The sequence below is a fragment of the Tolypothrix sp. VBCCA 56010 genome, assembly GCF_050875635.1.
Classification (GTDB): domain Bacteria; phylum Cyanobacteriota; class Cyanobacteriia; order Cyanobacteriales; family Nostocaceae; genus Hassallia.
This window is the reverse complement of record NZ_JBPAOH010000027.1, coordinates 54236-68300: the sequence shown is the minus strand read 5'-3', so window position 1 is coordinate 68300 and position 14065 is coordinate 54236. Positions and strand designations below refer to the sequence as shown.

General features: G+C 42.1%; 13 protein-coding genes. 8 read left to right on the top strand and 5 right to left on the bottom strand.

Going from position 1 to position 14065, the window contains the following annotated elements; translation table 11 throughout:
- Positions 1 to 225: 225 nt before the first annotated feature.
- The 4 genes from AABK37_RS12140 to AABK37_RS12125 all read left to right on the top strand — a co-directional run bounded on the left by AABK37_RS12140 (position 226) and on the right by AABK37_RS12125 (position 4482).
- Positions 226 to 501 (top strand): DUF485 domain-containing protein, encoded by a 276-nt coding sequence (locus AABK37_RS12140; protein ID WP_432551815.1) that lies wholly within the window; start codon positions 226 to 228, stop codon positions 499 to 501.
- A gap of 4 nt (positions 502 to 505) precedes the next feature.
- Positions 506 to 2341, top strand: coding sequence for a sodium:solute symporter family transporter (locus tag AABK37_RS12135; protein WP_432551814.1), 1836 nt, complete (start codon positions 506 to 508; stop codon positions 2339 to 2341).
- Positions 2342 to 2710: 369 nt separating this feature from the next.
- Complete coding sequence (locus tag AABK37_RS12130; RefSeq protein ID WP_432551813.1) at positions 2711 to 3436, top strand: serine protein kinase RIO; 726 nt, start codon at positions 2711 to 2713, stop codon at positions 3434 to 3436.
- A gap of 17 nt (positions 3437 to 3453) precedes the next feature.
- Complete coding sequence (locus tag AABK37_RS12125; RefSeq protein WP_432551812.1) at positions 3454 to 4482, top strand: phosphotransferase; 1029 nt, start codon at positions 3454 to 3456, stop codon at positions 4480 to 4482.
- A gap of 125 nt (positions 4483 to 4607) precedes the next feature.
- Here the strand turns inward: AABK37_RS12125 and AABK37_RS12120 are convergent, their stop codons facing one another.
- A complete protein-coding gene (locus AABK37_RS12120) occupies positions 4608 to 5450 on the bottom strand; it encodes a tetratricopeptide repeat protein (RefSeq protein ID WP_432551820.1) in 843 nt (280 codons plus the stop codon).
- A 278-nt stretch (positions 5451 to 5728) separates the two neighbouring features.
- Positions 5729 to 6652 (bottom strand): ribonuclease D, encoded by a 924-nt coding sequence (locus tag AABK37_RS12115; protein WP_432551811.1) that lies wholly within the window; start codon positions 6650 to 6652, stop codon positions 5729 to 5731.
- Between the two features lie 213 nt (positions 6653 to 6865).
- On the opposite strand from AABK37_RS12115, the gene AABK37_RS12110 reads away from it, so the two are divergent.
- The 4 genes from AABK37_RS12110 (at position 6866) to AABK37_RS12095 (ending at position 10889) form a co-directional block, all read left to right on the top strand.
- Complete coding sequence (locus AABK37_RS12110; RefSeq protein WP_432551810.1) at positions 6866 to 8578, top strand: HAD-IIB family hydrolase; 1713 nt, start codon at positions 6866 to 6868, stop codon at positions 8576 to 8578.
- Positions 8579 to 8766: 188 nt separating this feature from the next.
- A complete protein-coding gene (thiD, locus tag AABK37_RS12105; protein ID WP_432551819.1) occupies positions 8767 to 9588 on the top strand; it encodes a bifunctional hydroxymethylpyrimidine kinase/phosphomethylpyrimidine kinase in 822 nt (273 codons plus the stop codon).
- A 184-nt stretch (positions 9589 to 9772) separates the two neighbouring features.
- On the top strand, positions 9773 to 10357 hold the full coding sequence (locus AABK37_RS12100; RefSeq protein ID WP_432551809.1) for a hypothetical protein: 585 nt from the start codon (positions 9773 to 9775) through the stop codon (positions 10355 to 10357).
- Between the two features lie 193 nt (positions 10358 to 10550).
- On the top strand, positions 10551 to 10889 hold the full coding sequence (locus AABK37_RS12095) for a P-II family nitrogen regulator (RefSeq protein WP_190825925.1): 339 nt from the start codon (positions 10551 to 10553) through the stop codon (positions 10887 to 10889).
- Between the two features lie 209 nt (positions 10890 to 11098).
- Here the strand turns inward: AABK37_RS12095 and rdgB are convergent, their stop codons facing one another.
- The 3 genes from rdgB to AABK37_RS12080 all read right to left on the bottom strand — a co-directional run bounded on the left by rdgB (position 11099) and on the right by AABK37_RS12080 (position 13812).
- Positions 11099 to 11674, bottom strand: a complete 576-nt coding sequence (gene rdgB, locus AABK37_RS12090; protein ID WP_432551808.1) for an RdgB/HAM1 family non-canonical purine NTP pyrophosphatase — start codon at positions 11672 to 11674, stop codon at positions 11099 to 11101.
- 10 nt (positions 11675 to 11684) lie between these two features.
- Positions 11685 to 12269: a hypothetical protein gene (locus tag AABK37_RS12085; RefSeq protein ID WP_432551807.1), complete on the bottom strand. Its 585-nt coding sequence runs from the start codon at positions 12267 to 12269 to the stop codon at positions 11685 to 11687.
- Between the two features lie 103 nt (positions 12270 to 12372).
- Positions 12373 to 13812 carry a phosphoglucomutase/phosphomannomutase family protein gene (locus AABK37_RS12080; protein ID WP_432551806.1) on the bottom strand — a complete coding sequence of 480 codons (1440 nt, stop codon included), beginning with the start codon at positions 13810 to 13812 and terminating at the stop codon, positions 12373 to 12375.
- Positions 13813 to 14065: the final 253 nt, after the last annotated feature.

Sequence of the window (14065 nt, the reverse complement as noted above, 5' to 3'; positions counted from 1 at the left end):
TATAAGTTTATGTAGCGTATGTGTAAAACATATTTTCAGGCTTTTAGCGAGATTTGAGTAGACAAATAAGCGCTATTCATGCTGACTACGAATAACTTCACCTTTTGAGGTTAATTTGTTACTTGAAATAGCAATATATTTACTAAATAATTTTTAAGAAAATGGCATAAAAATCAGATTCAATGAGAAAATCTGACCTAATCTTCATTCGTCGCAAAGCAAGACATGGACGATCGCACAAAAGCTCTCCAATCTCTGGCGGCTGAACGCTGGCGAGTATCGCTGATACTGACTGGAGTCATGATGTTTATCTACTTTGGCTTCATTCTGCTGATTGCGTTCAACAAACCTCTGCTGGGTTCGTTGGTAGTTCCCGGACTCAGCCTCGGTATTTTATTGGGGGCGCTGGTAATCATTTCTGCATGGGTATTAATTTTTATCTACGTGCGCTGGGCAAATAACATTTACGATCGTAAAGTCGCAAGGCTGACGCAAAAGTGAGGGAATGGGTAATGGGGAATGGAAAATGGGGAATGGGGCATGGGGCATGGGGATTTTAAAGAGGGGAAAAGGGAAAGGGGGAAAGGGGAAGGGAAAAATATTTCTTCTTTCTTTACCTTTTCCCTTTACCCTTTACCCTTTTCCCCTCTTCAAAAAGCCCAATGCCCAATGCCCAATTACCAATTACCAATTCCCAATTCCCAATGCCCAATTCCCAATTCCCCATTACCCATTACCCATTACCCATTACCTATTACCAATTCCCAATATGAATAATTTGTGTTATAATATGCTGCTGGGTCAAGTGAATATTGCCAGTCTGGGACACTTTAACCCGTTGGCGATCGCTTTCTTCTTTGTCTTTGTTATTAGTTCTTTAGGCATTACCTACTGGGCAGCAAAACATACCAAAACCACATCGCACTTTTACACGGCTGGCGGTAATATCAGCGGTTTCCAAAATGGACTTGCTTTAGCAGGTGACTTTATGAGCGCTGCTAGCTTTTTAGGTATTGCTGGGCTGGTAGCACTCAACGGCTTTGATGGCTTAATTTATTCTATCGGTTTTCTGGTGGGCTGGCCCATCGTTATGTTCCTGATTGCGGAACCTCTGCGTAATTTGGGCAAGTATACTTTTGCAGATGTGCTGGCTTATCGTTTGCGACAAACACCAGTACGAATCGCAGCTGCTATTGGTACGCTTTCGGTGATTAGCTTTTACTTAATTGCCCAGATGGTAGGTGCGGGAGAGTTAATCAAGCTGCTGTTTGGTTTTGAATATGAATTAGCTGTTGTCATCGTCGGTTGCGTGATGATGGCTTATGTGATTTTCGGCGGAATGATTGCTACTACTTGGGTGCAAATTATCAAAGCAATTTTGTTGCTCGGCGGGACTATTTTACTAGCTATTTTGGTGCTAGCACGATTTGGTTTTAACCCGATCGCTTTATTTGCTGCCGCTGCTGATAAGTATACAGGTGTATTGGCTCCTGGCAAACAAGTTTCCGATCCTTGGGACGCTATCTCTTTAGGAATGTCGTTGATGTTTGGCACTGCGGGATTACCTCACATCTTGATGCGTTTTTATACAGTACCCGATGCGAAGGCAGCCCGAAATTCTGTAACATATGCCACAGCTTTTATTGGCGCTTTTTACCTGCTTACCTTCATTCTCGGCTTCGGGGCGATGGTATTGGTAGGTCAAGATGCGATTAAGCAAATCGGTACTGGTGGTAACATGGCAGCACCGATGTTAGCCCAATTTTTAGGCGGTGATGCTTTCTTAGGCTTTATTGCAGCGGTTTCCTTCGCCACAATTTTGGCGGTAGTGGCAGGGTTAACGCTTTCCGGTGCGGCAGCATTATCTCACGATTTGTGGGTGAATGTGGTGCGAAAAGGTCACGCTAACGAAACAGAACAACTGCGGGTCGCTCGTTTTGCTACAGTGCTTTTGGGCGCTTTGGCGATAATATTGGGTATTTTGTTTAAAGGACAAAATGTTGCTTACATGGTGGGTTTAGCATTTGCGATCGCTGCTTCTGGAAACTTCCCCGCTTTACTCATGTCGATGCTTTGGCGTCGCTTCACCACTAACGGTGCGGTAGCGAGTATGTTAGTAGGTACGTTTTCTTCTTTAGTGTTGATTTATTTGTCACCGACAATTCAAGTAACAATACTCAAGCATGATGCTGCTATTTTCCCGCTGAAAAATCCAGGATTAATTAGTATCCCCCTAGCGTTTATTGTCGGGATTGTTGTTTCCCTACTGCATAGCGAACAGCAAGCAGAAGATAAGTTTGCCGAAGTTGAAAACCGCATTCACATCGGTTCTGAGGGTTAAACGTGGCAAAGATTATGCTATTAATATAAATAGACAAATCTGTAAATCACCGCAGTTCTTGTGGAAAGGAGGCGTGATATGAAGAGCAATCAACATCAAAACACTCATCTAACTTTCACGTCTAGCAAGAGCTGCGAAGTCAAAAATAGTTTCTAGCAATTTTGATACTCTAATACCGTTTCAGGTAAGCTAGTCTTCTGTTTATTAAAAAGCTGTGGACGTGAGAAATCCGTTTGCGGCTTTTTTTATTGCCAAAAGCCACGAACGAGATCCACATGTTCGTGGCTTTTTGCCATATCAAGTTGCAGCAGCTTCTTGCTGTGATGGTTGTGCAGAATCACTTTGCATTAACTTATTTAGGAAGAAGACATGTCCGATCAATCACTCCTTGAAGTCTTCTTTGAAGAAGGCTTAATTACAGATGTACTCAACGTAGTCAAAAGCGGCAAAGAAGCAACAGTCTACTGCTGCCAAGCTCACCCTTCAACTGAAACGGAATTTTTGGCTGCCAAGGTTTACCGATCGCGTCAAAACCGCAGCTTTCAGAATGATGCAATTTATCAAGCAGGTCGGGTGATACTTGATAAACGGCTACAACGTGCTTTCAATAAAAAGACACGAAAAGGACGTGAAGTCCAATTCACAAGCTGGATCGAACACGAGTTTCAAACGCTCAACCTACTTTACGCTGCTGGGGCTGATGTTCCCAAACCTTTTGCTTGCGCCGATAGCGCTATTCTCATGGAATACGTGGGAGATGAGCAACAACCCGCGCCAATACTCAATAAAGTTTTGCTGACACCAACTGAAGCCGAGTTGCTTTTTCATCAACTTCTTAGCAATGTAGAACTGTGGCTAGCGTGCGATCGCATACACGGCGACCTTTCACCATTCAACATCCTTTACTGGCAAGGAAGTGTGAAGATTATAGATTTTCCCCAATCTGTCGATCCACATTTGAACCCAAATGCATTTTCCCTACTCGCTCAAGACTTAGAAAATCTGTGTAAATACTGGGCGAAATATGGTGTACAAGCAAACTCACTAGAGATTGCAGAAGAACTTTGGCGGCGATTCCTCCGTGCTGAACTATAAGCCAGGAAATAAAACGCATGAATCAACAATTGTCGGCAAATAATTTATTAGATAATTCAGCGGTGCGAGACTGGATTAGCTCAGTATTACCTGGAAATCCTAAGGTTATAGAATTAGTAGCGGTTCATAACCTGAAAGATTGGGGTGTGACAGCACGCTTTGCCGTAAGTACAACACATGAATTAAATGAGGTTGTATTCAAGGCGTGTCTGTTATCTTTGTTTGACTACGCACCATTCACTTACGAACTTTTAACTAGGCATTTCCCTACCAGCGTGCCACAACTTTTGGCTTGGGATAAACAGCAAGGAAAGACTTGGACGCTATTCCGCCCGTTTTTAGGTGAAACAGTCAAGTCTAAAAACTCTTTACAACCGCTGTTAAAACTCGCTCGGAAAATGGCACAAATTCAAGTAGCTATTACCGAGTTACCAGAAGCAGAGACAAAACATCTGCCGCAAACTCCTGTAGGATATGTGCCTGCCTTTCTTGACAAAATTATCCAAGATATCAACAACAAGTATGGGAAAATTTGGCATGAAAAAGGAACTTTAGCCAAGCAATACAATAGTCCATCAGAACTGCTGGAGCGTTTAGCTTTCTTTCAGCCAAAATTGGTAGAATGGGCGGCAGAGCTAAAGTCTATTGGCTGTCCAGACTCTATCGATCATGTTGACTTGCACTCTGAGAATGCTGTTCTCCAAACCAATGATAATATCCTTATTTATGACTGGGAAGAAGCAATCATCAGCCACCCATTTTTCTCGTTAGATCGACTGCTTGAAGATGCCCTAGAATTTGGTGAATCTGGACAAATTGCTGTTCGTCAAGCTTATTTGTCAGAGATTCCCTGGAGTACACGCGATCGACGCGAACGAGCTTTTGATTTAGCAATGTGCCTCTCTCCTATCAAATTTGCTTACGAATGTAAGGTGTTTGATGAGGCGCTTGGTAGAGAAAAAGGAAATCCTCAACTCGCTGCTTGGTGCATGATGCGTGCTTTGCAGCGCTGGGAATCACTTGAAAGTAGCGGTGTAGGGGTTTAAGGATGATTTAAGTTAAGAGTTAGGAATTAACAACTTTCTTTAACTCATAACTCCGTTCCTCATTAGTATGGGCGCTCTTTACCCCGCCCATACTTTCTTTAACTCATTACTCCTAACTTTTTTACCTATTGTCCAAGTTCTTTGAGATTGTTCATCACTTCTTGGTATAATTCTCGATTGTTTTCTCGCTCAAAGATGGTTGCAGCGCGTTGCAAGTCGGCTTTTGCTCCTTGTTTGTCGTTATTTGCGGCGCGGGCGTTGCCTCGGTTGTTGTAAGCTGGGGCAAAGTTGGGATTGAGGCGAATGGCTTCGTTATAATCGGCGATCGCTGCTTGAGGATCTCCGTTGGCAGCGCGGGCGTTACCTCGGTTATTGTAGGCTATGGCATATCTAGAATCAAGGAGAATCGCCTGATCGAAATCGTCAATCGCTCCGTTTATGTCTTTCATGGCTGAACGAGCATTTCCTCGGTTATTGTAGGCTTCAGCATAGTTAGAATTAATCCGAATCGCTTCGGTGTAATCGGCGATCGCGTTGTTGCTGTCTTGAAGAGAAGCACGCGCATTTCCTCGGTTATTATACGGTTCGGCAAAGTTCGGATTGATACGAATGGCTTCGTTATAATCAGCGATCGCTCCCTGTTTGTTACCCAAATCAAAGTAAGCAAGTCCTCGGCTATTATAAGCCTCGGCATAGTTAGGATTAAGGTTAATCGCTTGCGTAAAAGATGCGATCGCAGCTTGCGAGTCTCCTCTTACATGCTGACTTTGCCCTTGAATATAAAAGTCCCCTGCTTTCGATGCTGTACCAATTCGACGGTTTGGAGGACTCACTTTTATTTCTGTTACCAATACACTTTTGTTGTTACCACAAGAAATAATTGCAGTTGCGATAAATGCACTAAGCATAGCAATGGCAAATGCTTTTCCAACCCCTGTCCACTTTTGCTCAAATAACCCCATCATAATTTACTATAAACCGCTATTACGCCCGGATCAAATTAGTACCAAAATTTAATTACTTCAACTACAAAATAATACTAATTTTTCCATGAGGTGCAAAGTCAATTGACAGGCTTTCCTCATATTTAATAGCTTTAATTAAGGATTAGGCGTTGCATATTTCCGGAATAATTTTCTGATACACGTCAAAAATTCATGGTATCTTATGTAGCAAGTACCAGTGTTTCATGTTGCTTATACTGAAAAACCAGATTCCCGACAACTATATGCATCGGAAATCTAAATTAAAATTCCTCCTCAATATCATCTGCCTCATTTTTATGAGTCAATCGCCATGAAGTTGTTTTTTCTGCATCTACAGATAATTGTTCGATATTTTCTCCTAAATCTGTCTTTAGTTTCTTCGTCACTGTAATAGGAAAATCTAAATTAATACCTTCAGTTTGTACTAGCTTTACCAGTTCTGTAAACGGCACTTTCACAGTTTCCCGTTCGTAGCTAGTAAGTTTAAAATCTGAGGTTTCCAATAATTTCTGAGCTTGCATCGCTTGTTTAACTCGTTCTTGCAGATGTTCAAACTCGGAATTTACCAGTTTAGATTCTTGCTCAACCTGCTGATATCTAGCTGCGAGTGATATTAAATCTTCTTTTGCTGGGTCAGGGCTAATTTCTTGACTTAATTCTATCAAACGTTTGTGAACTTGAGCAAGATAAATGCAGTCCAAATAAGCATATTCTATTTGTTCTTCGCTTAGGGGTCGTTTGCCCCAATTGCTACTTTGTTCTTGTTTGTCAATATTGTTAAAGTTACAAAGTTCCACAGCTAAAGTTTTTAGTTGATAGTTGGATAATGGCAATATATAATAGGGAATTTTCTTTGCCCTCTCTAAAGTACAAGTAATATTTTTAGCTTTTTTGTTACCAAGAAGTTTTAAATCATAGCTAGCGTTGTGAAAGACTTTTTCAATAGAAGGATTTAGCATAATTTGGTTAATAAAGTCAGCGACTATATCGGGTTTATCTAATACATCCAAAAGGTAAACGCGATCGCCACTCATATCTTTGGCATCATCTAATACCTGAATCAGCGATAATCTCGGTTTTTTACTTTTATAATCAGCTACTTCTGTATCTATCCATAAAGTTGGAACATTACTATATTCGGCAATAATAGAACGAATTTCGCCGATTGATGTCAGATAAGGCATTAGCTAATATTTCCTGATAATTATAAGAGTGCAAGTAAGTTACAGTTTTTTAACTTAACACGTTAGTTGCTTCTTTTTGTGGCATAAACCAAGACTCTAAAATAAACTTTGCACTTTTACGTCAACGTTTTTATATCTCAAGCTGGATAAATAAAGCTGAAAAAAGAAGTAATTCTATAAATGTATGAATATAAGCAAATTTTCTCCTACACCATGCATTACTTTGCATTAGCTACAGATTACGACGGCACGCTAGCAACAGATGGTCATGTAAATGAGGATACCTTAGAAGCTCTAAAACGCTTACAAAATTCTGGACGGAAACTGATTTTAGTTACCGGACGCGAGTTGGACGATTTGTTGCGCGTATTTCCGCAAGTTGATTTATTTGATTATGTGGTAGCGGAAAACGGTGCTTTGTTGTATTCACCTGCTACGCGGGAGGAAAAATTATTAGGCGCACAACCCCCAAAAGAGTTTGTTAAATTACTACAAGAACGCAACGTCGATCCTTTGTCTGTTGGTAGGGTGATTGTTGCGACTTGGCATCCAAATGAAAATACAGTATTGCAAGCTATCCGCGACTTAGGATTAGAATTGCAAGTTATTTTTAACAAAGGTGCTGTGATGGTGCTACCTTCAGGTATCAATAAAGCATCTGGATTGAGTGCGGCGTTAAATGAGATGAATTTATCGCCGCATAACGTTGTCGGTGTAGGTGATGCAGAAAACGATCACGCTATGCTTAACTTCTGCGAATTTTCGGTTGCTGTTGCCAACGCTTTACCAATTGTCAAGGAACGTGTAGATTTTGTTACTAATAATAGTCGTGGTGCTGGCGTTATTGAACTAATTGATCGGATGATTGCCTCAGATTTATCTGAGTTGAACGATCAATTACAAAGACACAATATCTTGTTAGGTACAACCGAAGATGATAGTGAACTAAATATTCCCGCTTATGGTTCAAGTATACTTTTGGCTGGCACATCTGGCGGTGGTAAATCTACTTTAGCCACAGGTGTATTAGAACGCATCGCCGAGCAAAATTATCAATTTTGTATTATTGATCCAGAAGGCGATTATGAAAATTTTGATGGTGCGGTTATCGTGGGTGATGCCGATCGCTCTCCAAGAATATCCGAAGTATTAGATTTACTTGAACAACCGCATCAAAATGTGATACTAAACTTATTGGGCGTTGCTTTGCAGGATCGTCCGGCATTTTTTGCGGAACTGCTGCCGATATTACAAGAAATGCGATCGCGTACCGGTCGTCCTCATTGGATAGTTGTCGATGAAGCACACCACGAAATGCCCGCATCTTGGAACCCCACTGAATTAACACTACCGCAACAATTTCCGGGTCTGATGTTAATTACAGTACATCCCGATCAAGTTGCAGCACCAGCCTTATCATTAATAGATACCATCCTCAGCGTGGGCAAATCCCCAGAGGAAAACATCAAACAATTATGCTCAGTTGTCGGTAACTTTCCGCCAAAGCTTACACCGCAAACTTTACAACCAGGAGAAGCGTTAGTTTGGTTCCGCAAACAAAATACTGAACCCCTACGTTTTCGCTTTAAACCTGGGCGTACCGAACGCCGTCGCCATCTCCGTAAATATGCTGAAGGCGAACTCGGAGAAGATAAAAGCTTTTACTTTAGAGGTGCAGAAGGCAAATTAAATCTCCGTGCCCAAAATTTGATTTTATTTACTCAAATGGCAGAAGGCGTAGATGATGAAACATGGTTATATCATCTACAACAGGGAGATTATTCCCGCTGGTTTCAAGAAGCGATCAAAGATGATTCTTTAGCACAAGAAGCTGAGAAAATTGAGAAAAATCCTCATACCTCAGCTAACGAAAGTCGCACAGCAATCAAACAAGCGATCGAACAACGTTACACCTTACCAGCTTAACTGGGGATGGGGGGATGGGGGGAGGGGGGCAGGGGGAGAGTGGGGAGAGGGGGGGATGGGGGGATGGGGAGAAACAAGAATTATTCTTTTTGTCTCCTTGTCTCCTTGTCCCCTTGTCTCCCACTCCCCCACTCCCCCACTCCCCCACTCCCCACTCCCCACTCCCCACTCCCTACTCCCCACTCCCCATGAACACCCAAACAACATCCAAAATACCTGTTGCTTTAACCATCGCTGGTTCCGATAGCGGTGGAGGTGCAGGAATTCAAGCTGATTTACGCACCTTTGCTTTTCACTGCGTCCACGGTACTAGCGCTATTACCTGCGTCACAGCACAGAATACTGTAGGAGTAGCGCGGGTTGATGCAATGCCAAAAGAAGCTGTTATCGCCCAAATTCACGCCGTAGTTGAAGATATTGGCGTGCAAGCAGCGAAAACGGGAATGTTACTCAACCAGGAAATTATCGCTGCTGTTGCCCAAGAAGTAGAAACTTTACAAATCGATAATTTAGTAGTCGATCCTGTAATGGTATCACGCACCGGGGCGCAGTTGATTTCTGATGATGCCGTACAGACTATAAGCCATCTCCTCATCCCCAAAGCGACAATTGTCACGCCAAATCGGTATGAAGCACAGATTTTAACTAACTTAGAGATTAACACCCTGGATGAGATGAAAGCAGCAGCGCAAATAATTCACCGCGAATTGAGGGCGAAAGCTGTTTTAGTTAAGGGTGGAGGGATGCAAGAGAATTTGCGAGGTGTTGATATATATTTTGATGGGCAAAATCTGGAAACTTTATCAACAAAGCAAGTTGATACAGAAAATACTCACGGCACTGGTTGTACTTTATCGGCGGCGATCGCTGCTAATCTAGCAATGGGAAAAGACTTGTTCGCAGCAGTGCAACAAGCAAAAAATTACCTCACCACTGCACTCTCTTACGCTTTAGATATAGGCAAAGGGCAAGGTCCTGTAGGACATTTTTTCCCATTGTTAAAAAATTAACACGCTTCCCTTATCTTCCCCAGCCTCCCCACTTTCCGTATGTCCTTCATTAAAAAATGTAAAGAAAAATTCTTTGCTTTTGTGGACATTTTTCTATTATTCTTGGGCATAGTTTCCGGGCTGACTCTTTCTAATAGCAGTTCAGAATAATCTAATTACATTCATTTTTGATAGTAAACTACCGATGCGAACAAGCACAGGTTCTATTCCCAGTCATACATCTACAGCAAACCCTAAAGCCTACTCTCCCTCTGTACCACTATCTGTATACCGAGATTTGGCAGGAGAATTGCAAGCAGCAGAGACAATGTTAGATGCACTCACCGCCCAAAATAAACAATTAGTGCAGGAAAATCAACTACTCCGACAAGAAATTACCAAAGTTGTTCAGTCTTTTTCACACCTGCAAAATTTGGTTCATACCTCACCTGCGACTAAGCATAACCAAATTCCTTACGCAAATGGCGATTTAAAAAGTCAAACCAGACATCCCCTAAATCAAGTACGACAACAGCAGGTTTCTCATGTTTATTCACCCGCAGTCCCGGAAAATGTGCCTGACAATTTCGGTAGTTCAGACTTCTCTCCCCCCGTACCCGAACCAGTTTTCATAGAAGAGGAAGAAGTACGCTATTATCCCGATAGTGAACCAGAGCCGAAACAATTCAGTGCTTGGTCGTTAGTCATTGCCATTTTATTAATCATACTTACAGCTTTTGGCGTTGGGTATGTAATTGTACGTCCGTTTTTTGAGCATCAAACTCGGTAAAATAGCTTAAATCTAGTCTCTTGAATATCTCCGCAAAACTGCTCAAAAATGGACAAATTTCCTTTTGCTGACGAAAAATACCGAAAAAATGCTAATTTGAGGATAAAAATCGCCAGAGCTGCTTTTTTAAGCGTTAGATAGATGATCTGCTTAGATAGATAAACGAAGCTATTAGAAGTAAGGAGTGGAAATAATGAAAAAAGTAGAAGCGATTATTCGCCCTTTTAAGCTCGATGAAGTGAAAATTGCTTTGGTCAACGCTGGTATCGTCGGTATGACCGTTTCCGAAGTCCGGGGTTTCGGACGGCAAAAAGGTCAAACCGAACGCTATCGCGGTTCTGAATACACGGTTGAGTTTCTGCAAAAGCTCAAAGTGGAAATTGTCGTAGAAGACAGCCAAGTTGATATGGTGGTAGACAAAGTTATCGCCGCTGCCCGCACTGGTGAAATCGGTGATGGTAAGATTTTTATCTCACCGGTTGAGCAAGTTGTACGCATTCGTACCGGGGAAAAGAACACAGAAGCAGTTTAAAAAAGTTAGGAGTTAGGAATTAAGAGTTAAGAGTTAGGAATTAGGAGTTAGGAATAAAAAGTTTTGGGCTTTGAGTTTTGAATTAAAAATATTCTTCAGCTCATAACTCATAACTCATAACTTTTAACTCCTAACTTTCTCTAAAAGTTTTGGGCTTTGAGTTTTGAATTAAAAATATTCTTCAGCTCATAACTCATAACTCATAACTTTTAACTCCTAACTTTCTTCAGTTGGGGAAGTAAAGCCTCAATTGCTTTGCCTCGATGACTAATTGACCGTTTCAAGTCTGCTGTCATCTCGGCAAAGGTTAATTGTTTTTCTGGAACATAAAAAATTGGATCGTAGCCGAAACCACCATTACCACGGGGGGATTCGAGAATTTCGCCACGACAAACACCTTCAGATTGTAGCGCCACCGCTCCATCTGGACGAGCGATCGCCACCGCACACACAAATTGCGCTTGCCGATTCGGTTCGTCCTTCAATTCTCTCAATACCCTGGCAATGCGTTCAGAGTCAGTTTTGCCATAACGTGCAGAATACACTCCGGGTGCCCCACCAAGAGCATCAATTTGCAAACCAGAGTCATCGGCGATCGCCCAATTTCCTGTCGAATTAGCCACCTGAGAGGCTTTTAAACAAGCGTTTGCAGCAAAGGTGTCCCCTGTCTCCTCAACTTCCAATTCCTCAGGTTTTAAAGTCAATTCCCAACCTAAATCAGCCAGGTAAGCTTGCATTTCCCGCAACTTACCGGGATTTGAGGTTGCAACCACAAGTCTTGTCATCGTCGTTTTTCTACAAGTGAATTGGTGGGGGTACTGGATTCGATAACGGTGTCAAAGGACGGGGTTCGTCAACTCTTGCTACTAACCGCAGGTGAATTACAGTAGCTTGTGAATAATCGTAATCAATTGCAGTCGCATTGCCAAATTGCTGCTTACTCTCACCAGATAATCCTGTACCACCAGCACTAAAGGAACGTGTTGTGCCTTCTTCTATCGTTCCTCTTGTTACTGGAGGTGAACTGTAAGCTGGTGATGTGCGTGTTTGAACTTGATGCTCTGGAGTAAAGGTAACTTTGACTAAACCAAGATTGGCATTCTCTTTACTAATACCAGCTTTGGCAGCCTCAGCACTTCCCAATTTATAAAACGTAAATCGTCCGGTATCATGTGCCGGACGTTCCAGCACAATTGAATCATACTCTTCAAGTCGCCACGTTCCCACATGCTTGCCATCAATTTCGAGCTTGGCATCACAACGCATAGCACGCTGATTAGCCAAAACTACCTTGTACTGGGTGTTATGTTCTAGCTGCACATAACCTCCAGATAATTCAGTTCCTGGTGAAATACTAAGGCTGAAGTTGTTTAACTCCATAATAATCACTCCTAAGCTGGTGTTTGCTTTAGGATTCCCTGTTAGCAAACTAAACTAACAATTGTAGTAGCATAGGCATATTTATCTATGCTACTACACTTTGTTAAACAGAATTCGCCCAATCTTTCGCCCAAGCGAGAGTTTGATGCACTTGTTCGAGTGTTGGCGCTTCGCAGTATAGACGTAAAACTGGTTCAGTTCCGCTGAAACGAATCATCAACCAACTATTATCAGCTAAACGGAACTTGTAGCCGTCGATTGTTTGACAATCAATGACTGCAAGTCCGGCAATTTCTGTTAAAGGTTCTTTTTGCAGTTGTTGCAAAAGACGCGATCGCACATCCATACTTGCTAGAGGTAAATCAATGCGATCGTATGCCGAATCAAAACCAGCTTGTTCTTGCAAATGACGGTAATAATCGCCTAAATCCAGTTTTGATTCAACAATTGCCTCTAGCACGTATAATGCTGATAGCAGTGCATCGCGTTCGGGAATATGGCTACCATAACCAATTCCGCCTGATTCTTCGCCGCCTAGTAATACTTGCGATACTAACATGCGATCGGCGATGTATTTGTAACCAACTGCTGTTTCAAATACTGATAACTTGTGCAGTGCAGCAACGCGGGGAATTAAGTCAGAACCACTAACAGTTTTGACTATTTCGCCTTTAAAACCGCGCCTTAAGGTTAAGTGGTCGATTAATATTGGGATTAATACTTGTGAACTGAGGAAGTTACCTTCACCATCTACACTGGCAATGCGATCGCAATCTCCATCAAATACTAATCCTACCGTCAAACCTTGATTGCTTTCGCGGTGCGTCTTCATCACTTCAAATAGACGCTTCATGTATTTGGGTAACGGTTCTGGGGCACCACCACCAAAAAGCGGATCGCGATCGCTATTTATTTCTTTTACTTGATTTCCTAGCAGCATCGCCAATCCACCAGATGCAGCTCCATGCATCACATCGGCGAATACCGTCAGTTTACCTGAATTTATCGCCTCTCGAATCTTGGCAATATCAACTTTGCCTTCAAGCCCTTGACAATAACTGCCCCAAGGGTTGAACATTTCGATTTTGCCTGGAGTTGCAGCAGTTTGCACTTTATCAGACAAAAGCGCTTCTATCTCATGGGTTACTTCTGGCGGCACCGATCCCCCAAAAGCCCCCTTGACTTTTAAGCCCAAATATTTTCCCGGATTATGACTTGCTGTAATTACCAGCGCACCCAACGCATTGAGTTGTTTTGCCGCCCAGCTAAAAGCCGGAGTTGGGGCAAAGGTTTCGCTCAATAATACATCAAATCCGATCTTCGTGACACTATCAGCAACAGCACGGGCGAAATCTTCCGCCATAAATCGGCGATCGTAACCGACAATAATTGTCGGGCTATTCACCGTTGAATTATACGTGTTAAATAATACTTGCGCTGCAATTGGTGCGACTAAAGCGAGGCGTTCAAAGGTGAATTCATCACCAATCACGCCCCGCCAGCCGTCTGTACCAAACTTGATTTCGCTAGCTACAACTGGCATTGAGGTATCCTAACTTTCCAACTGTGAATTCTAGCATTTATACATCTTTTTATGTAAAAAAACAATTAAGTATATAAAAAATAGAGTTAGCCCTAATCAATTAGGACACAAATGTGAGTAAATGTGTTCCTAGAAGTGCGATAAAAATTAAGTTCGGTTAAGGATGCTTAACGTAATAGAAACCGATTTATAGTCAGACTATTATCCCTTGTCTTGCTCTTATCCAAAACAGATAGTAATAGTATTTTTTGGA